Origin of the sequence: Pseudomonas berkeleyensis (genome assembly GCF_014109765.1) — a bacterium.
GTDB classification, from domain to species: domain Bacteria; phylum Pseudomonadota; class Gammaproteobacteria; order Pseudomonadales; family Pseudomonadaceae; genus Aquipseudomonas; species Aquipseudomonas berkeleyensis.
The window spans coordinates 22176-41927 of the sequence record NZ_CP059139.1; the positions used below are offsets into that span (position 1 = coordinate 22176).

Below are 19752 nucleotides of genomic sequence, written 5' to 3' on the forward strand. Positions count from 1 at the left end.
GAACTGCCATGCCCCGCTGCTTCTGGTGCACCGACGATCCGCTGTATCAGGCCTACCACGATGAGGAATGGGGCGTGCCGCAGCGCGATGCACGTCATCTGTTCGAGATGCTGTTGCTCGAAGGGGCGCAGGCCGGCCTGTCATGGATCACCGTGCTGAAGAAGCGCGAGCGCTATCGCCAGGTGTTGCACGGTTTCGATCCCGAGCGCCTGGCGCGACTCAGCGATGAGGAGATCGAGGCGCTGATGCAGGATCCCGGCATCATCCGCAACCGCCTCAAACTCAAGGCCGTGCGGCAGAACGCCCAGGCCTGGCTGAAGCTGGAAGACCCGGTGACGCTGCTCTGGTCGTTCGTTGGCGGCGCGCCGAAGATCAATCACTTCAGCGACCGCAGCCTGATGCCGGCGGTGACGCCCGAAGCCGAGGCGATGAGCAAGGCGCTGAAGAAGCTCGGTTTCACCTTCGTCGGGCCGACCATCTGCTATGCCTTCATGCAGGCCACGGGTATGGTTATGGATCACACCACCGACTGCGACCGTTATGCGCAACTGAAGGGCTCATGAGCACGATCACCACGCTGGACGAACTGTTGGCACTCTACGGCGAAAGCCACGAACGCTCGCGGCGCAAGGAATTGCCGCGGCTGATCGAACCCTATCGCGCATTGATCGAGGCATCGCCCTTCGTGGTGTTGGCCAGCGTCGGCCCTGATGGTCTGGACTGCTCGCCGCGTGGCGATGCACCGGGCTTCGTGCAGATACTCGACGATCAGACCCTGCTGCTGCCGGATCGCCCTGGCAACAACCGTATCGACAGCTTGCGCAACATCGTCGAGAACCCGCGTGTGGCGTTGTTGTTCCTGATCCCGGGTGTTGGCGAGAGCCTGCGGGTCAATGGTCGCGCCGAGATCTCCCTCGACCCCGAGCTGCTGGAACTGGGCCGCGCCCAGGGCAAATTGCCGCGCAGTGTGCTGCGTATCCATATCGACAGCTGCTACTTCCAGTGCTCCAAGGCGGCGGTGCGCTCCGGGCTGTGGGATGCCTCACGCCAGGTGGAGCGCGCCAGCCTGCCGAGTGCTGGCGATATCTTCCGCTGCATCTACGAGGAATTCGATATCGAAGCCTACGAGCGAGACATGCAGCAACGGCTTCGCACGGCCCTTTACTGACTGTACCGTCACGCGCCGCTACAATTGGCGCTTTTCTAAGCGGTGGAGTCTGTCGTGGAAAAACTCAAGGGCGCTCTGGTGGTCGGTTTCCTGCGCCTGTTCGCACTGCTGCCCTGGCGTGCGGTGCAGGCCGTTGGCAATGCCATCGGCTGGCTGATGTGGAAGCTGCCGAACGGCTCGCGCGATGTGGTGCGCATCAACCTGAGCAAGTGCTTCCCCGAGCTGAACGAGGCCGAGCTGGACAAGCTGGTCGGGCAAAGCCTCAAGGACATCGGCAAGACCCTCACCGAAAGCGCCTGCGCCTGGATCTGGCCAGCGCAGAAGTCGCTCAAGCTGGTGCGCGAAGTGGAAGGCCTCGAGGTGCTGCAACAGGCACTGGCCTCCGGCAAGGGCGTGGTCGGCATCACCAGCCATCTGGGCAACTGGGAAGTGCTCAACCACTTCTACTGCAACCAGTGCAAACCGATCATTTTCTACCGTCCGCCGAAGCTCAAGGCCGTCGACGAGCTGCTGCAGCAGCAGCGCGTGCAAATGGGCAACCGCGTCGCGCCGTCGACCAAGGAAGGCATCCTCAGCGTCATCAAGGAAGTACGCCGTGGCGGCGCCGTGGGGATTCCAGCCGACCCGGAGCCGAGCCGCTCGTCGGGGGTTTTCGTGCCCTTTCTTGGCACCACCGCGCTGACCAGCAAGTTTGTGCCCGGCATGCTCACCGGCGGCAAGGCGGTCGGCGTGTTCCTGCATGCGCTGCGCCTGCCGGATGGCAGCGGCTACAAGGTGATTCTCGAGGCGGCACCCGAAGGCATGTATAGCGAGAACGTCGAAGAAGGCGTGGCGGCGATGAGCGAAGTGGTGTCGCGCTACGTGCGCAACTACCCGAGCCAGTACATGTGGAGCATGAAGCGCTTCAAGAAGCGTCCGGACGGCGAGGCCAAGTGGTACTGAGCCGTCTGTGGTGAGCTCTGGTGCGCGTGGCGCGCCCTACCGTTTGCAAGGCGCCTCGATGGCGCCTTTTTTCTGCCGCTCGCTGGGCCTTGTCACGGGAATGCGCTATTAAAGGTGAACTCGTTCGCCCATTTCTGGAGCCCTCATGCCGAACCAGCGTCAGCAGGTGCGTACCCCGATGAAGTGCCGGATCAAGATCAGCCACCCCAGCTTCGGTGAGTTACTGGCGCAGACGCGTGACCTGTCCGATAGTGGTGTCTACGTGAAGCATCCTGACATGGCCGTCCTGTCGGTCGGTGCCGAAGTGATCGGCCAGGTGCAGGATCTACCGTTTCCCGCTCCGGTTCTGAAGATGGAAGTGATGCGGGTCGACGCCGAAGGGGCGGGTCTGCGGTTCCTCGGCGAAGCCTAAACGTTCGTTCAATACCCGCGGTACGTCGACGGGGGTGACTGCAAGGTGATCGTGTCGGAGCGGGATGTACACGGAAAGTTTCGGATCAATGGAACATTTTGTTACATCTACACTCTGATCAAGGCCTCACTCCGAGGTGGCGTCCATCAGAGGCGTTTTCGACATGAGTCGAGCGGTACCCGAACTTCCCGCTGAAGGCGCAGATGCGCCAGACCTTTCCCCTTCCCCTCAACCCGGCTGGTTGCAGCGCAATCGGCACCTGATCGGCCTCAGCCTGTCGCTGTTGCTATTCGGCCTGGCGCTGGTGGCCTGCTGGCACCTGGTGCGTGAGATCAATCCGGATCAGGTCCGCGAGTCGCTGGCTGCGGTGCCGCCGCAGGCGCTGCTCGGTGCTCTGCTGGCTACGGTGTTGGGTTTTCTGGTGATGCTGGCCTACGAATGGTCGGCCAGTCGTTATGCCAACGTTGACTTGCCGCCGCCGACCCTGGCGTTGGGCGGCTTTTGTGCCTTCGCCATCGGCAATGCGGTGGGTCTGTCGGCGTTGTCCGGTGGCTCGGTGCGCTACCGCCTGTACGGGCGCAATGGGCTTGGTGCGGGCGATGTGGCGCGCATGAGCCTGTTCGCCAGCCTGTCGCTGGGCGTCAGCCTGCCGATTCTCGCGGCGCTGGCGGCCCTGTTCGACCTTGAGGATGCCTCGGCCGCGCTGCGTCTTTCCGAGCCGGTGCTGGCGGTGTTGGCGGTTACCGTGCTGGCCGTGGCCCTGGCGGTAGTCCTGCTGGTGAGTCGCAAGCGCCTGGCCGAGCGGCCCGCGCCGGGCTGTTGGCAGGTCGACCTGGGCCGTTTCAGCCTGCGTCTGCCGGGCTTGCGCATGAGTTTGACGCAACTGTTGATCAGCAGCCTGGATGTGCTGATTGCCGCCAGCGTGCTGTACCTGCTGCTGCCCGAGGCCCCGCCTTTTTCCTCCTTCGTGCTGATCTACATGCTGGCGCTGGCAGCCGGCGTGCTCAGCCATGTGCCGGGTGGCGTCGGGGTATTCGAGGCGGTGCTGCTGGCGGCCTTCTCTTCGCGCATCGATCCGGCTGGATTGGTCGCAGCGATGCTGCTCTATCGCCTGCTCTACGTGATCCTGCCGCTGGTGGCTGCCGGGCTCCTGCTGCTGGCTGCCGAGGCGCGTCGCCTGTGGTTCCCGCGCCAGGTGGCGCGGGTGGCCAGTGGCATGGCGGTGCCTGTGCTGGCTCTGCTGGTGTTCTGCGCCGGCACGCTGCTGCTGTTCTCCGGGGTGACGCCGACCGTGGACGAGCATCTGGAAGCGCTGGGCTTTCTCATGCCGCCGCAATTGATCGCCGCCTCGCACCTGGCGGCCAGCCTGGTCGGCACGCTCTGCCTGTTGCTGGCGCAAGGGCTGCGTCGGCGCCTGTCGGCAGCCTGGGCGCTGACTCTGGTGCTGCTCTGCCTGGGCGTGGTGCTGTCGCTGCTCAAGGGCTTCGACTGGCCCGAGGCTTTGGCCCTGGCCGCCATCGCCGGCTTGCTGGCGCTGTTTCGCCGCGAGTTCTACCGGCGTAGCCGGCTGATGGATGTGCCGGCCTCAGGCCTGGTGCTGGCGGCCACGGCCGGGGTCATCGCGACCTCGGTGTGGCTGTTGCTGTTCGCCTATCAGGATGTCGCCTACAGCCATCAGCTGTGGTGGCAGTTCGAGCTGGATGCCAATGCCCCGCGCGGTCTGCGTGCGGCACTGGGCAGTGCGCTGGTGCTGCTGGCTGTCGGCCTGACCTGGCTGTTGCGCGCCACGCCACCGAGCATCAGCCTGCCGGACGAGGATGCACTGCTGCGCGCTCGCGCCATCGTCCAGGCCTCACGACAACCCGAAGGTGGCCTGGCGCTGAGTGGCGACAAAGCCCTGCTGTTCCATCCCGACGGCGATGCCTTCCTCATGTACGCCCGCCGCGGACGCAGCCTGGTGGCGCTGTTCGACCCCATTGGCCCGCCGGCCGCCCGTGCCGAGCTGATCTGGCAGTTCCGCGACCTCTGTGACCGCCACCATGCGCGACCGGTGTTCTATCAGGTGCGCGCGGAGAATCTGCCCGGTTACATCGATATCGGCCTGACCGCGCTGAAGCTCGGTGAAGAGGCACTGGTGGATCTGAAGACCTTCGACTTGGCCAGCAATGGCAAGGAGATGAAGGCGCTGCGCTACACCTGGAATCGCGGCCAACGCGATGGCCTGAGCCTGGAATTCCATGCCCCCGGCCAGGTGCCGATGGAGGAGCTGCATGCGATCTCCGACGCCTGGCTGCAGGGCAAGAACGTACGCGAGAAAGGCTTTTCCCTCGGCCGTTTCAGCCCTGAATACCTGGCACATTTTCGAGTCGTGGTGGTGCGCTTCGAGGGGCGTGCGGTGGCCTTCGCCAACCTGCTGGAATGCGAAACGCGCGCGGTGGCCAGCCTCGACCTGATGCGTGTACTGCCGAATGCGCCGAAGTCGACCATGGAGTTCCTCATGCTGGGGCTTATCCAGCAATTCCAGAGTGAGGGCTATGCGCGCTTCAGCCTCGGCATGGTGCCGCTGGCCGGTCTGCAGACGCGCAAGGGGGCGCCGCTGCCATTGCGCCTGGGGGCGCTGGTGTTCGACCGTGGCGAGAGTTTCTACAACTTCCAGGGCCTGCGCCGCTTCAAGGATAAATTCCTGCCGCAGTGGGAGCCGCGTTACCTGGCCGTGCCGGCCGGGCTCGATCCCTGGGTGGCATTGGCCGACACCGCCGCGCTGATCGCGGGCGGCCTGGGTGGACTGGTGAGGCGTTGAGATGAGCAGGACGACAAGGACGCTGGGTGGGTTGTTGCTGGTTACGGCTCTGGCTGCAGGCGCTGTGGGTTGGTGGTGGTCAATGCGTGCGCTACCGCATCTGCAGACGGTGCAGATACAGGGCACATCGGCGCAACTGCTGAGCCAGGGCGAAGCGCGTCAGCGTGTACTGCTGCTCGCGCCAGCCGAGCAGGCGCTGGATGAAACCACGCTACGCCGTTTTGCCGAGGGCGGCGATCTGCGCCTGCTGCAACTGCCTTTCGTGGCGGGTGACTGCAAGGCGCAGCAGCAGTTGCTCAGCCAGGCCAGCGAGCAACTGGGCGGCACACCGACCCTGGTCGCCGGTATCGGCCCGGCGGCGGCCTCGGCCTGGCGCTGGCTGGCGGCGCAAAGCGACGACCAGGCCCAGGCACTGTCTGTCGGATTCGATCTGGCCAAGCCCGATTGCGCTGAGCCCTTGCCGAGCAAGGCCGAGCACGGCCATTGGATCGCCCTGTGGAACGACAACCCGGGTGACGACAACGCACGTTTCCTGCGCGAGCAGAACAACGGTGAGCCGCGCATCGGCGCGTTGGGTACGCCGCTGCCGATCCTGCTGGCCGATGAACTGCAACACCTGCTTGCCGGCCAGGGCGCGGCGATGCCGGTGATCGAGCATCCCTCGGCGCAACCGGCCGATACCCTGACCCTGTTCTATTCCGGCGATGGCGGCTGGCGTGACCTCGACCGTGCTTCCGCCGAGCACATGGCCGCTGCCGGTTATCCGGTGGTGGGCATCGACACCCTGCGCTACTACTGGCAGCACAAGAGCCCTGAACAGAGCGCCGCCGACCTGTCACGGCTGATGCAGCAGTATCGCGACAAGTGGCATATCAAGCGCTTCGTGCTCGCTGGCTACTCCTTTGGCGCCGACGTGCTGCCGGCGATCTACAACCGCCTTCCGGCCAGTGATCAGCAGCAGGTCGATACCATGCTGCTGCTGGCCTTCGCCCGCAGCGGCAGTTTCGAGATCGCTGTCAGCGGCTGGCTCGGCAAGGATGGTGCAGAAGCGGCCACCGGCCCCGAATTGCGCAAGGTGCCGGCAGCCAAGGTGTATTGCATCTACGGCAGCGAGGAGACGGCCGAGAGCGGCTGCACCGAAGCCGGCGCCCCGGGGGAGCACCTGATGATCAAGGGCGGTCACCACTTCGATGGTGATTACGCCGCGCTGGCGGAGAAGATGTTGGCGGCGATCAAGGCACGGCAGCCGCGTTAGTCTCACTGACGCATACCAATGGATTGCCCTGATTCTGTAGGAGCGGATTCATCCGCGAAAAATCGCGGCTAAAGCCGCTCCTACAAGATTGCACACAGCAGGGAGCCCATCCTCAATTGGCCTCGTTCACCGCGCTGAGAAACGCCTTCGTCCGTTCCTGCTGCGGGTTGCCGAACAACTGATCCGGCGTGCCCTGCTCATGGATGCAGCCCTGGTGGAAGAAGCACACGCGGTCGGCGAACTCGCGGGCGAAGCCCATCTGATGGGTGACCATCAGCATGGTCAGGTTGTGCTCGCTGCCCAGGCGGCGAATCACGTTGAGCACCTCGCCGCACAGTTCCGGGTCGAGTGCCGAGGTCACCTCGTCGAACAGCATCACCTTGGGCCGCATCGCCAGTGCACGGGCGATGGCCACGCGTTGCTGCTGACCGCCGGATAACTGCGAAGGGAAGTGACGCAGTTTCTCGCCCAGGCCGACCATCGCCAGCAGATCCTCGGCGCGTTCGGTGGCTTCCTTCCTGCCCATGCCGAGCACCTGCATCGGTGCTTCGATCACGTTCTGCAGTGCACACATGTGTGGGAACAGGTTGAAGCTCTGGAACACCATGCCGATCTTGCCGCGCACCTTGCGCTGGTGGCTGGCGCTGGCGGGCACCAGACGACCATCGCGGCCGGGCATGTGTGTCAGAGGTTCGTCGTCGACCGAGATCACCCCTTCGTCGATGCTCTCCAGGGTCATCAACGCGCGCAGCAGGGTCGATTTGCCCGAGCCGCTGGGACCGATGATCGCCACCTTCTCGCCGGGGGCGACTTCCAGGTTGAGCTTGTTGAGCACGGTGAGATTGCCGTAACGCTTGGTCACGTCGGTGAAGCGAACGATGGGCTGGGGCATGGAGGAACTCCCGGCAGCGTCTGTGGAATTGAGGAGAGCAGTCATCGGGCAGTGACCTCCAGCCGATCTTCCACACGCCTTACGCACCAGGCCAGGGCCAGGCTGAGCAGGAGGAAGAAGAGACCGACCATGGTGATGGGCTCGAGGTAGCGGAAGCTTTCCGAGCCGATGTTCTTGGCCTGCTGCATGATTTCCACCACGGTGATGGCCGACAGCACCGGGGTGTCCTTGAGCATGGCCACCAGGTAGTTACCCAGCGCCGGCAGGATTGGCCGCAGTGCCTGCGGCAGGATGATCTGCCGGTAGGCTGACAGTGGCGACATGTTCAATGCCGTCACCGCTTCCCACTGGCCACGCGGCACCGCGTCGAGGCCGGCGCGATACACCTCGGCGGTGTAGCAGGCGTAGTGCAGGGCGATGCCGAGGATGCCTGCCTGCAGCGCAGTGAGGTTCAGCCCGTAGTTGGGGAACACGTAGAACAGGAAGTACACCTGGATCAGCAGCGGCGTGCTGCGGATGAACTCGATCAGCCCGGCCACCGGCCAGGACAGCCACAGGTGCTTGCTGCGCCGGGCGATGGCTAATAGCAGGCCGACGACGATGGCGATGGCGAAGCCGGCGAAAGTGATCAGCAGGGTATTGAGCGAGGCCTTGAGCAGATCCGGGAGGATGCTCAGGGCGAAATCCCAGTCGAAGAAATTCATTGCAGGCCTCCGCGCATCCGGCCACGGCTCAGGCGTTTTTCCAGCAGGCGCATGCCGAGGTTGATCACCTGGGCCATGACGAAATACAGCAGCAGAGTCAGGGCGAAGATCTCCAGCGTCATGAAGGTCGCCTGATCCAGCTGACGGGCGCGGAAGGCCAGGTCAGACAGAGTGATCAGCGAGACCAGCGAGGTGTTCTTCAGCAGCTCGATCAGCAGATTGGTGCCTGGCGGGATCGCTGCCAGCAGCGCCTGCGGCAGGATGATGCGCAGGAAGCGCTTCGAGGGCCGCATGTTCAGCGCCGTGCAGGCCTCGTACTGACCCTTGGCCACCGAGCGGATGGCGCCGCGCATGACCTCCGCGCCATAGGCGCCGATATGCAGGCCGAGGCCGACGATGGCCACGGTGAAGGCGCTCATCTCGACGTTGAACGGTGGCATCGGCAGCACGAAGTACAGCCAGAACAGCTGCACCAGCAGCGAGGTGCCGCGAAAGATTTCGATGTAGGTGATGGCCAGCCAGCGCAGCGGGGCGATCGGCGACAGCCGGCCCAGGGCGGCGATCACTGCCGAGACGATGGCCAGCAGCGAGCCCCAGAAGGTGACTTGCACGGTGACCCAGGCGCCTTGCAGCAGCAGGGGAAGAAGATCGGTCATGAATGTCTACCGCTCGATGTACGCAAGCGCGCCACGCACCGGAGTGCGCAGCGTGATCCGTTCATTACTGGCCGCAGAGTTCGGCGGCGGTCTTGTCGGTGATGTTGGACTGGTCGAAACCGAAGGGTTTCACCGTAGCCAGGTGCTCCTCGCTGCCGATCCATTCCTTCAATTGGGCATTGACCGCATCACGCAGATCCTTGTCTTCCGGGCGGAAGGCCAGGGCACCGTAGCCGGTGTGGGCCGGATCGTCCTTGAACTCGCTGATGGCTTCGACGCTGTCGCCGCCCTTGTCGGCCAGGCCCTTCATGGTCAGCTGGGTGCCGACGGCGGCATCGGCGCGACCGGCACGTACGGCCTGCAGCTGCGCGGTGGTATCCGGCACCTGGAGGATCTGGTCGTCGCTGATGCCGGCGTTACGGGCATAGCCCAGGTTCACCGTGCCGGACATGATCGCCAGCTTGGCGCCGCTCTTGGCGATGTCTTCGTAGCTGTGCAGGTTCTTCGGGTTACCGGCCTTGGTCAGCAGCGTATCGGGCAACTGGTAGTGCGGGTCGGTGAACAGCACCTGCTTGCAGCGCTCGGGGGTGATGTACATGCCGGCGGCGATCAGGTCGAAGCGGCTGGCACGCAGGCCGGGGATCAAGGAGCCCCATTCGGTGAGCACCGGGTTGATCTTCTCGACACCCATGCGCTCGAAGATCTTCTTGACGATCTCTGGCGACTCGCCGGTGACGCTGCCATCGAGGGCGGTGTAGGCGAAGGGGGTTTCGTTGGCGTAGCCGATGCGCACGCTGCTGCTGTCCTTGACCTTGTCCAGGGTCGAGGCCTGGGCGCCGGCAGCGAAGCCGGTGAGCAGGACGCAGGCCAGCGCAAGGCGGCCGAAGCGGGAGGGGATAACGCTACTCATCTTGGTGTTCTCCTGTTTCTTGTAGTCCGCCAATGGCGGCGTGCTGTGTTAGGAGGCAGGTAAATCAAGAGCGTTGGTGCACAGGAGGCCTGCGCCGGGTGGTGGTTCTTCTAAGAGTCTGTTTTCCACCCTTGGCCCGAGCATACAAAGGCTTTTTTGGCTGCGGCATTGCACTAGGACAATTGAATCGCAAGGCCTCACGCGGGATGCTTGGACGCAGTTGCCGGAGGAGCCATCGATGCACAACTGGAAGAAGGCCCTGGCCAACGCTCGCCCGGGCGAGTCGAAATACAAGCTGCTGGTTCAGGCGGTCGCCGCCGACATCGAACAGGGTACCCTGATCGACGGCCAACGGTTGCCACCGCAACGTCAGGTTTCAGATGCCCTGGGCATCAGCGTGCAGACCGTGACCAATGCCTACAAGGAACTGGAGCGTCAGGGCCGCGTGCGTTGCGAGGTGGGCCGCGGCAGTTTCGTTTCGCGACGCACCAGCGAACGTGTGGCCACCAGCATGCTCGATCGCAGCGAGCAGGCGCTGATGGATTTCTCCAACGCGCGCATCCTGCACACTGACGCCCACGACCGCCTGTGGCGGCAGACCTGCCTGGAGCTGGCGCAAGAGCCGGATCAGCCGTGGATTCACGCCTTCCGCCCGATTGCCGGCATGCAGCATCAGCGCGAGGCTGCGGTGCGCTGGCTGGCGCGCCTGGGCATGGATGTGGGCATCGAGGACGTGCTGCTGACCAGCGGCGCCGCGCACGCCATCTTCCTCGCCCTGGCCACCCTGGCCGGGCCGGATGACGTGGTGCTCTGCGAAGGCCTGACCGACCACGGCGCCATCGGCAGTTCGCAGGTGCTCGGTTTCACCCTCAAGGGCCTGGAGATGGATCGCTACGGCCTGAACCCCGAGCACTTCGAGGACATGTGCGGTAACGAACGGATCACCGCGCTGGTCTGCACGCCCAACCTCAACAACCCCACCAGCGCGCTGATGCCCGACGAGCGCCGCCGTGAGATCGCCGAGATCGCTCGCCGCTATGGCGTGTACATCATCGAGGACGACGTCTACGGCCCGTTGCTGGCTGGCCAGCAAAGCACGCGGCCACTGAGTCACTACGCGCCGGAGCTGTCGTTCTACTGCACCAGCATGACCAAGTCGGTGCTCACCGGCCTGCGCATCGGCTACCTGGTGATGCCCAAACGCCTGGCTCTGCGTACCGAGAGCATCCTGCGGGTCAACAGTTGGATGGCGCCGTCGCTGCTCGGTGAAATCGCCACGCGCTGGATCGATTCAGGTGAGGCCGAGGATCTGGTGCAGCTGCAGCGGCAATTGCTGGCCAACCGGCAAGCCCTGGTGGAGCTGGAACTGGGCGAGCACCTGATCGGCAACCATCCCTATTCGCTCAACAGCTGGTTGCGCGTGCCCGAAGGCTGGGAAACCGATGGCCTGCTGCGCGAGCTGCGCCGGCGCAACGTGGCGCTGACGTTGCCTGATCCTTTCGTTCCGCCGGGCATGCCACGACCGCGAGCGGTGCGCCTGTGCGTCGGCGCCGAATGCAGCGAAGCGAAGATGCGCCAGGGCGTGCAGATCGTGCGTGACGTCTTCGAGCAGTACCCGAAGGTGCATGATTTCTAGCACGGTAAGAAGCTTCGCGGCTGAAGCCGCTCCTACAACATCTCCGACGGTATAAGGATTTAGCCCCCTCTCCCGCTTGTGGGAGAGGGTTGGGGAGAGGGGCTCTTGTAGCCCGGATGAAATCCGGGAGTGGTTTGCTCCGATGCTTCCCGGATTTCATCCAGGCTACAAGCGGGTGCGTGCGTCGCCCCCTACGGTCGACGTGTCTGTAGGGTGCGCCGTGCGCACCGATTTCCACATGGCACAAACGCCCAGATAAAAAATCGTCCTAGTACATTCAGCCACTCAATTTCCCGCTCATACACTCGGCCGCACACCTTCACGGAACGTGCGCCATGTCTTCCATCCCCTTCGATGACCTGCTTCAGGCTCGCCAGCGTATCGCCGGCCTGGTGCGTCAGACGCCGCTGGAACATTCGCCCAGCCTGAGCCGCCTGGCCGGTGTTCCGGTGTGGCTGAAGCTGGAATCGCAGCAGGCCACTGGCAGCTTCAAGCTGCGCGGTGCGAGCAACGCGGTGGCGCAGTTGGATGCCGAGCAGAAGCGCCTTGGCGTGGTCACTGCCTCCACTGGCAACCATGGCCGTGCTCTGGCCTTCGCTGCTTCACAGCAAGGGGTAAAGGCCATCGTCTGCCTTTCCGAGCTGGTGCCGCAGAACAAGGTGCGCGCCATTCGCGAGTTGGGCGCCGAGGTGGTGATCAGTGGCCGCAGCCAGGACGACGCCCAGCTCGAAGCCCTGCGTATCGCCCGCGAGCAGGGCGCCGCATTTATCCCGCCCTTCGACCACCCACACGTGATCGCCGGCCAGGGCAGCCTGGGCCTGGAGATTCTCGAGCAGTGCCCGGACGTCTGCGAAGTGCTGGTGCCGCTGTCTGGCGGCGGCCTGTTCGCCGGCGTGGCGCTGGCGATCAAGGCGGCCAGCCCGGCCATTCGTACCCACGGCATCAGCATGCAACTGGGCGCGGCGATGCACGCCAGCCTTGAGGCTGGTGAGCCGGTCGAGGTGGAGGAACTGCCGACCCTGGCCGACTCGCTCGGAGGCGGCATCGGCCTGGACAACCGCTTCACCTATGCCATCACTCGCGAGCTGTGCGACCAGGTTCACCTGCTCGACGAAGCTTCCATCGCCCGTGGCATCCGCCACGCCTACCGCGAAGAACGGCTGGTGGTCGAGGGCGCCGCGGCGGTGGGCATCGCCGCCCTGCTCGATGGCCTGATCGAACCACGCGGCCCGGTGGTGGTGGTGATCAGCGGCGGCAACATCGACATCGACCAGCACCTGCGCGTGCTCAATGGCGCCGACGCCTGAGGAGTCCCCATGGCCAAGACCCTGATTCTCAACCAGGCCGATCTGCGCGACTGCGTCGGCCTCGACACTGACAGCCTTGCCGTAGTGGAGAACGCCTTCCGTCTGCTCGCCACCGCTGCCGTGGCGATGCCGCCGATCCTGCGTCTGGACGTGCCCGAGCACAACGGCGAGGTGGACGTGAAGACTGCCTACCTGCCCGGGGTGGCGCACTTCGCGATCAAGGTCAGCCCCGGCTTCTTCGACAATCCCAAGCTCGGCCTGCCCAGCCTCAATGGCCTGATGATGCTGTTCTCGGCGCAGACCGGCCTGGCCGATGCGCTACTGCTGGATAACGGCTACCTCACCGCGGTGCGTACTGCTGCCGCTGGCGCCATCGCCGCCAAATGGCTGGCCCGCGAAGACGCCAAGGTGGTCGCCATCCTCGGTGCCGGCGAGCAGGCGCGCCTGCAGTTGCAGGCCCTGCGCCTGGTGCGTGATGTAAGCGAGGTGCGTATCTGGGCGCGTGATCCCGCCAAGGCCCAGGCCATGGCCGCCGAGCTGGACGATGCGCGCGCGGTGGACAGCGTCGACGCGGCGCTCGATGGTGCCGATATCGCCATCACTACCACGCCGAGTCGCGAGCCGCTGATACAGCCGCAGCACCTACGCTCCGGCCTGCATATCACTGCCATGGGCTCGGATGCCGAGCACAAGAACGAAATCGCTCCGGCCGTGCTGGCGCGAGTCGATGCCTACGTGGCGGATCGCCTGAGCCAGACTCGCGTGCTCGGTGAGCTCAATCACGCCATCGCCGCCGGCCTGGTGCATGCCGAGGATGACTTCGCCGAGCTCGGCCAGGTGATCGCCGGCCAGCGCCCGGGGCGCATTGCCAATGACCAGATCACCCTGTGCGACCTGACCGGCACCGGCGCCCAGGACACCGCCATCGCCAGTCTTGCCTACCAGCGCGCTGTCGCGGCCGGCAAAGGCCTCAGTTTCGACTCCTGAAACCCTGCGGGCGCGGCACGCCGCGCCTGAATAACCGTTCCATCACGAGGGCAACGCAATGTCCGAAATCGTCGTCAACCTCCCCTTCAGCCGGGAGGAATATGCCCAGCGCCTGGCCAAGACGCGCAGCGCCATGCAGGCCAGGGGCATCGAGCTGCTGATCGTCACCGACCCGTCCAACATGGCCTGGCTCACCGGCTATGACGGCTGGTCGTTCTACGTGCACCAGTGCGTGCTGCTGGCGCTCGATGGCGAGCCGGTCTGGTACGGCCGCGGCCAGGACGCCAACGGCGCCAAGCGCACGGTGTTCATGCAGCAGAGCAATATCGTCGGTTACCCCGACCATTACGTGCAGTCCACCGAGCGCCACCCGATGGACTACCTGTCCAAAGAGGTCATCGCCGCCCGTGGTTGGGACAAACTCAGCATCGGCGTCGAGCTGGATAACTACTACTTCAGCGCCGCCGCCTACGGCTCGCTGCAGCGCAATCTGCCCAACGCGTGCTTCGTCGATTCGACTGCGCTGGTCAACTGGCAGCGGGCGATCAAGTCGCCCACCGAGATCGGCTACATGCGCATCGCGGCGAAGATCGTCGAGCAGATGCATGCGGCGATCTTCGACAAGATCGAGCCGGGGCTGCGCAAGAACGAGCTGGTCGCCGAGATCTACCGCACCGGCATCCTCGGTGCAGACGGCCATGGCGGCGACTATCCGGCCATCGTCCCGCTGCTGCCCACCGGCGCCGATGCCAGCGCGCCGCACCTGACCTGGGACGACTCGCCGATGATCAGCGGCGCCGGCACCTTCTTCGAGATCGCCGGCTGCTACAAGCGCTATCACTGCCCGCTGTCGCGCACCATCTACCTGGGCAAGCCGCCGCAGCATTTCCTCGATGGCGAGAAGGCCGTGGTCGAAGGCATCGCCGCCGGCCTGGAAGCAGCCAAGCCGGGCAACACCACCGGCGATATCGCCCGCGCCTTCTTCAAGGTGCTGGAGAAGTTCGGTATCCACAAGGACAGCCGCTGCGGCTACCCCATCGGTATCAGTTATCCGCCGGACTGGGGCGAGCGCACCATGAGTCTGCGCCCGAGCGACGAAAGCGTGTTGCAGCCGGGGATGACCTTCCACTTCATGCCGGGCCTGTGGCTGGACGACTGGGGGCTGGAGATCACCGAATCGATCCTGATCACCGACAGCGGCGTGGAAACGCTCTGCGACGTGCCGCGCAAGCTGTTCGTGAAGGACTGATGCCATGACCGACGTTCTGCGCGACAACCCCATCAGCCCCACGGTCGATTTCGACCGTGACGGCATACAGCACGGATTTCTCAAGCTGCCCTATTCCCGTGACGATTCGGCTTGGGGGGCGGTGATGATCCCGGTGACCGTGGTGAAGAACGGCAGCGGCCCCACCGCGCTGCTCACCGGCGGCAACCATGGCGACGAATACGAAGGCCCGTTGGCGCTGAGCAAACTGGCCCAGCGCCTGCGCGCCCAGGACGTCACTGGTCGGGTGATCATCGTGCCGTTCATGAACACCCCCGCCGTGCAGGCCGGCAGCCGCACCTCGCCCATCGACAAGGGCAACCTCAACCGCAGCTTCCCTGGCAAGCCGGACGGCACGGTGACGCAAAAGATCGCCGACTACTTCCAGCGCACCCTGCTGCCCATGGCCGACGTGGTGCTCGACGTCCACTCCGGTGGCAAGACCCTGGATTTTCTGCCGTTCGCCGCCTGCCACATGTTGCCGGATGCGGCCCAGGACGCTGCCTGCGCTGCCGGCATGCGCGCTTTCGCCGCGCCCTACTGCATGCGCATGCTGGAGCTGGATGCAGTGGGCATGTACGACACCGCCGCCGAGGAACAGGGCAAGGTATTCGTCACCACCGAACTGGGCGGCGGCGGTAGCAGCACGGCGAAAAGCCTGGCCATCGCCGAGCGCGGCGTGCGCAACCTGCTGATCCATTTCGGCCTGCTGCAGGGCGAAATCGAAGCGGGCGAGTCGGTGATGCTCGATATGCCCGACGGCGACTGCTTCGTCGCCAGTGAGGACGATGGCCTGCTGGAAATGTGCCGCGACCTTGGCGAGCTGGTCGAGAAGGGCGAAGTGATCGCCCGCGTACACAGCGCCCGCCGCACTGGCGCGCCGGCTGCCGAATATCGCGCCAAACGCAGTGGCTTGCTCGCAGCCCGGCATTTCCCGGGGCTGGTAAAAAGTGGGGATACCCTCGCGGTCATTGCCGAGGTGGTGGACTAGAAGCGGATCGCCATCCGGCTGCATCGTTGTAGGAGCGGCTGGGCGGCATTCCGCTTCAGCCGCGAAGCTGTCGCCTGCCAGCGCCCTAACCAATCAACCGAGGCCCCCGATGCACAAGCTCGACCGCTATGACCTGAAGATCCTGCGCATCCTCTCCGAGGATGGGCGGATCACCAAGTCGGCCCTGGCCGAGGCGATCAACCTCTCGGTGACGCCGGCCTGGGAGCGGGTGCGCAAGCTGGAAAGTGCCGGGCTGATCAAGGGCTACCGCGCGCAGATCGATTGGGCAGCGCTGTTCAGGAGCCAGCAGGTACTGGTGGAAATCACCCTGGCCCGCCACACCGCGCAGGACATGCGCCGCTTCGAGCAACGCCTGGCCGAGGCGCCGGAGGTGGGCTTCTGCTACGCCACCGGTGGCGGCGTCGACTACATCGCCATGATCCGCGCCCGCGATATTGATCACTACCAGCGCTTCATCGACCAGCTGCTGCTGGAAGACCTGGGCATTGAGCGCTACTTCACCTATATCGTCACCAAGACCATAAAGGGGGACGCCTCGGGTGCGCCCGCCGAACTGGACGACTGACGTTCGCCAACCCTGAGGCGTCGGACATCTGTAGATACCGTCTTGCGCCTTACCGTGCAATTGCCAAAGCAAGATCGAAAGGTTTGCGCGATTTCAGTACGCCATAAGCGATGCACAGCAGCTTGCGCATCGCTGCGCAGACGGTTTGTTTACCCCTCTTGCCCCTGGCTCTCAGGCGCTCAGCCTGCGCTTTGATCGCTGGGTTATAAGTGAGCGCCACCACGGCAGGCAGGTACAACGCAGTCCGTAGTCTGGCCGAGCCCGTGCGAGAGATGCCGCTATGGCCTCGGGCGACACCAGACTCTTGTAACCGTGGATCTAAACCGGCAAATGCCGTGACGGCACGTGCATCGGTAAAGCGTTCGATATCACCGAGTTCAGCCATTATCAGAGCCGCGGTCTTCTCGGCGATACCATTGATGCTCACGAGCAAGTCGCGTTTACCACGCAAATCCGGGTCATCGTCGATATGTCGCTTGATCTGTTCTAGCGTCCAGGCGATCTGTTCATCGAGCCTTTGCAGAACCGCCTGAATCGAGCTTTGAACAGTGCTCGAGCTGACGTCGAGTCGATTGAGCTCCATCTGCCGCAGCGACTGCAGATCCTCCAGGCGCCGGGTCAAGGCACGCAGCTGACGCACGGACACCGGCTCCGGGTACCAGCCACGCAAGTGCTCGACGTGTAGCTGGCCATAGGTGGCGATCAGCTTGGCGTCCAGTTTGTCCGTTTTACTGCGTTGCAGTTGGCTCTGGGCATAACGGGCGATCTGCGACGGGTTGAGCACCGCGATCCGATAACCCAGTTCATGGAAATGCTCAGCAAGCGCCTCGTGATAGATGCCCGTGGCCTCCATCACGATCCATGCGCCAGGCTCGGCATGTCGCTGCAGCCAGTCGGCGAAGACCGCAAAGCCTGCCTTGTCGTTGCTCAGTTTGCTTTTGGTTCGGTGCTTGCCGTTAGGTTGCAAGATCGCCAGATCGAAGGTGCGCTTGGCGATATCAACGCCCACTACCGCTGCCATAATGTCCTCCTCCACAGATTTGCACCGATCATCACGTCATCCTGTCCAACCTTGCTGATGCGAGCTCGAAGCTCTGGATACCGTTCGGACTTGGCGGATGAGTGCGGAGAAGCGCAGCGCAATCTACGAGGCAAGCTCAAGGCTTAAGGGTGGGTACGGCCTGCAGCTCCTCCCCCGATGATCAGTCGGGAACCATAACCTCGCAGGAGGCTATGGTCGAGATACAAGGGTGGGTTAGCCGCCTACTGGGGTGACCGAACGTTTCGCCTTGTTGGTTGTGGCGTAACCCACCATCGGCGCAACACGTTTCATTGTCTGGTGGGTTACGCGACGCGCCACGATAGTGGGCATCATCGATTCGCGTTTAGCGTCGCTAACCCACCCTACGGGAAGTGGTTCGACCGACACCGGAATGCGGTATCAGAGCTTGCCTTTCACCGCCGCCAGCCCATCACCGCCATCACGGGTTTCCACACCCTCCAGCCAGCCATCGAGCACCTCGGGGTTGGCCTTGATCCAGTTCTTGATCGCCGTGGCGTTGGCCACCTTGCGATTAAGCACGTCGTCCATGATGGTGTTCTCCATCTCCTGGGTGAATTTCAGGTTGGTCAGCAGCTTGCCCACGTTCGGGCATTCGGCCACATAGCCCTTGCGCGCCAGGGTATTCACCGAGCCGGTGCTGCCGAAGAATTTCTCGCCGCCCTTGAGGTACCGCATGTCGAACTGCACGTTCATCGGGTGCGGCGTCCAGCCGAGGAACACTACGAATTCATCGCGCTTCACCGCGCGGCCGACCTGTACCAGCATCGCCTGCTCGCTGGATTCCACCAACTGCCAGTCGCCCAGGCCGAACTCGTTGTCGGTGATCATCTGGCGGATGTAGTCGTTGGCCGGCGAGCCGGAGCCGATGCCGTAGATCTTCTTGCCGAACTTGTCGGCGAATTTGGCGAGGTCGTTGAAATCCTTCACCCCGGCTTCATGGGCGTAGGTCGGCACGGCCAGGGTGTATTCGGTGCCGCCGAGGTTTTCCACCACCTTGTCGATCTGCCCGCTGGCCACGTAGCGCTCGTAATCGTGCTGGCCGGCCGGCATCCAGTTGCCGAGAAACACATCGACCTGCCCTTTCTGTAGCCCAGCGAAGATGATCGGTACGGCCAGGGTTCGTGTCTGCGCCTTGTAGCCCAGGCTATCGAGCAGCAGGCTGGCGATGCCGTTGGTGACCGCGATATCGCTCCAGCCCGGGTCGGCCAGGGTCACCGTGCTGCAACTGGCGCTTTCGGTTTGCGCCTGGGCGCCATGGGCGAGCGCCAGCAGCGAGGCGCCGAGCAGGAAGGCTTTGAGCGTCATGGGTGAATCCTTTCCGGTTATGAGTCGCTCGGTGACCTTAGCGGCCGAGGGTGTATGGCTCAACAGTCGGATCGTAATTGGACGCGATGGGTCGGTAATACGAAGGCTTCAGCGGCAAACCGTTCGTCGACTCGTCTCGCTTGAAAATGAACCAAAGACTTTTCCAGGTAGTCCGTCTCCGGGACGGGTAGGAGGCTCGTTTTCGATGCAATGCCTTGATTCGGAAAGGCTTCCGCACAAAGGCCAATCACCAGGGTTACTGGGTTTGAATAAATTCTTCATGTCATTTTGTCTGGGAGGCGCTCTTTTACTGGGAATTTGTACCCAAGCCTCCGCCACTTTTCGCATCCATACCGTTCCAGCCGCCTCGCCGATAGCCGAGCCTGAGCCGGCCCGTGAAGTGATCGACCGCGCCCTGGGGGCCTTGGGCACGCCATACCGCTGGGGTGGTACCAGCCCTCGGCAGGGTTTCGATTGCAGCGGCCTGGTGCAATACGCCTTCAAGACCCAGGATGACCTCGACCTGCCACGCACCTCGCGCGCGCTGTCACGCGTGGATGCACCTTCGGTGAAGCGCAGCGATCTGCAGCCGGGCGATCTGCTGTTCTTCCGCATCCGCAGCCGCTCGGTGGATCACGTGGCCATCTACATTGGTGAGGGTCGCTTCGTCCATGCGCCTCGCCGCGGCACCAAGGTGCGCATCGACCGCCTCAACAATGCGTACTGGCAGCGGCACTTCCAGTTGGCCAAGCGGGTGGTGCCGGAGGCCTGATCAGGCAACCGTCATTCCTGCACGGCGCGACCTTCTATCCGAGCGGGCTGGTCGTCTGCGGCAAAACCTATCCTGCGGGTCAACAACGCGCTAGAATGC

General features: G+C 64.0%; 19 protein-coding genes. 13 read left to right on the top strand and 6 right to left on the bottom strand.

The features are described 5' to 3' along the window. The first annotated feature begins 8 nt into the window (after window positions 1-8). The 6 genes from HS968_RS00095 to HS968_RS00120 all read left to right on the top strand — a co-directional run bounded on the left by HS968_RS00095 (window position 9) and on the right by HS968_RS00120 (window position 6577). Window positions 9-563, top strand: a complete 555-nt coding sequence (locus tag HS968_RS00095) for a DNA-3-methyladenine glycosylase I (protein ID WP_182369550.1) — start codon at window positions 9-11, stop codon at window positions 561-563. Then, entirely contained in the window at window positions 560-1168 is a 609-nt protein-coding gene (locus HS968_RS00100) for a pyridoxamine 5'-phosphate oxidase family protein (protein ID WP_182369551.1), read from the top strand. Before HS968_RS00095 ends, HS968_RS00100 begins: the two co-directional genes overlap by 4 nt. 54 nt (window positions 1169-1222) lie before the next feature. Further along, entirely contained in the window at window positions 1223-2110 is an 888-nt protein-coding gene (locus HS968_RS00105; RefSeq protein ID WP_119692581.1) for a lysophospholipid acyltransferase, read from the top strand. Window positions 2111-2255: 145 nt separating this feature from the next. Next, the gene (locus HS968_RS00110) at window positions 2256-2522 is read left to right on the top strand and encodes a PilZ domain-containing protein (RefSeq protein ID WP_119692580.1); all 267 of its coding nucleotides are present in this window, start codon (window positions 2256-2258) and stop codon (window positions 2520-2522) included. Window positions 2523-2685: 163 nt separating this feature from the next. Next, window positions 2686-5322 (top strand): bifunctional lysylphosphatidylglycerol flippase/synthetase MprF, encoded by a 2637-nt coding sequence (gene mprF, locus HS968_RS00115; protein WP_182369552.1) that lies wholly within the window; start codon window positions 2686-2688, stop codon window positions 5320-5322. 1 nt (window position 5323) lies between these two features. Continuing rightward, window positions 5324-6577 carry a virulence factor family protein gene (locus tag HS968_RS00120; protein ID WP_407681639.1) on the top strand — a complete coding sequence of 418 codons (1254 nt, stop codon included), beginning with the start codon at window positions 5324-5326 and terminating at the stop codon, window positions 6575-6577. Between the two features lie 112 nt (window positions 6578-6689). Here HS968_RS00120 and ehuA read toward each other — a convergent pair whose 3' ends face one another. The 4 genes from ehuA to ehuB form a co-directional block, all read right to left on the bottom strand. Beyond that, the gene (ehuA, locus tag HS968_RS00125) at window positions 6690-7469 is read right to left on the bottom strand and encodes an ectoine/hydroxyectoine ABC transporter ATP-binding protein EhuA (protein WP_182369554.1); all 780 of its coding nucleotides are present in this window, start codon (window positions 7467-7469) and stop codon (window positions 6690-6692) included. A gap of 41 nt (window positions 7470-7510) precedes the next feature. After that, window positions 7511-8173 (bottom strand): ectoine/hydroxyectoine ABC transporter permease subunit EhuD, encoded by a 663-nt coding sequence (ehuD, locus tag HS968_RS00130; protein ID WP_072425130.1) that lies wholly within the window; start codon window positions 8171-8173, stop codon window positions 7511-7513. Further along, the gene (ehuC, locus tag HS968_RS00135) at window positions 8170-8829 is read right to left on the bottom strand and encodes an ectoine/hydroxyectoine ABC transporter permease subunit EhuC (RefSeq protein WP_119692576.1); all 660 of its coding nucleotides are present in this window, start codon (window positions 8827-8829) and stop codon (window positions 8170-8172) included. The genes ehuD and ehuC overlap by 4 nt, the downstream gene beginning before the upstream one ends. Window positions 8830-8893: 64 nt before the next feature. Beyond that, on the bottom strand, window positions 8894-9739 hold the full coding sequence (gene ehuB / locus HS968_RS00140; RefSeq protein WP_179623264.1) for an ectoine/hydroxyectoine ABC transporter substrate-binding protein EhuB: 846 nt from the start codon (window positions 9737-9739) through the stop codon (window positions 8894-8896). 238 nt (window positions 9740-9977) lie between these two features. Between ehuB and ehuR the strand changes: the two genes are divergently transcribed. The 6 genes from ehuR (at window position 9978) to HS968_RS00170 (ending at window position 16513) form a co-directional block, all read left to right on the top strand. Continuing rightward, window positions 9978-11375, top strand: a complete 1398-nt coding sequence (ehuR, locus tag HS968_RS00145) for a MocR-like ectoine utilization transcription factor EhuR (protein WP_182369556.1) — start codon at window positions 9978-9980, stop codon at window positions 11373-11375. Between the two features lie 335 nt (window positions 11376-11710). After that, window positions 11711-12682: a hydroxyectoine utilization dehydratase EutB gene (eutB, locus tag HS968_RS00150; RefSeq protein WP_182369558.1), complete on the top strand. Its 972-nt coding sequence runs from the start codon at window positions 11711-11713 to the stop codon at window positions 12680-12682. 9 nt (window positions 12683-12691) lie between these two features. Continuing rightward, on the top strand, window positions 12692-13669 hold the full coding sequence (gene eutC, locus HS968_RS00155; protein WP_182369560.1) for an ectoine utilization protein EutC: 978 nt from the start codon (window positions 12692-12694) through the stop codon (window positions 13667-13669). Between the two features lie 58 nt (window positions 13670-13727). Next, on the top strand, window positions 13728-14918 hold the full coding sequence (gene doeA, locus HS968_RS00160) for an ectoine hydrolase DoeA (RefSeq protein ID WP_119692571.1): 1191 nt from the start codon (window positions 13728-13730) through the stop codon (window positions 14916-14918). Between the two features lie 4 nt (window positions 14919-14922). Further along, a complete protein-coding gene (gene doeB / locus HS968_RS00165; RefSeq protein ID WP_182369561.1) occupies window positions 14923-15927 on the top strand; it encodes a N(2)-acetyl-L-2,4-diaminobutanoate deacetylase DoeB in 1005 nt (334 codons plus the stop codon). A 109-nt stretch (window positions 15928-16036) separates the two neighbouring features. Beyond that, on the top strand, window positions 16037-16513 hold the full coding sequence (locus HS968_RS00170) for an Lrp/AsnC family transcriptional regulator (protein WP_179623270.1): 477 nt from the start codon (window positions 16037-16039) through the stop codon (window positions 16511-16513). A gap of 49 nt (window positions 16514-16562) precedes the next feature. Here HS968_RS00170 and HS968_RS00175 read toward each other — a convergent pair whose 3' ends face one another. After that, complete coding sequence (locus tag HS968_RS00175) at window positions 16563-17534, bottom strand: IS110 family RNA-guided transposase (protein WP_182368261.1); 972 nt, start codon at window positions 17532-17534, stop codon at window positions 16563-16565. 420 nt (window positions 17535-17954) lie between these two features. Further along, window positions 17955-18881, bottom strand: a complete 927-nt coding sequence (choX, locus tag HS968_RS00180; RefSeq protein ID WP_182369562.1) for a choline ABC transporter substrate-binding protein — start codon at window positions 18879-18881, stop codon at window positions 17955-17957. Between the two features lie 205 nt (window positions 18882-19086). On the opposite strand from choX, the gene HS968_RS00185 reads away from it, so the two are divergent. Continuing rightward, a complete protein-coding gene (locus HS968_RS00185) occupies window positions 19087-19653 on the top strand; it encodes a C40 family peptidase (protein ID WP_119692567.1) in 567 nt (188 codons plus the stop codon). The last annotated feature ends 99 nt before the right edge of the window (window positions 19654-19752 follow it).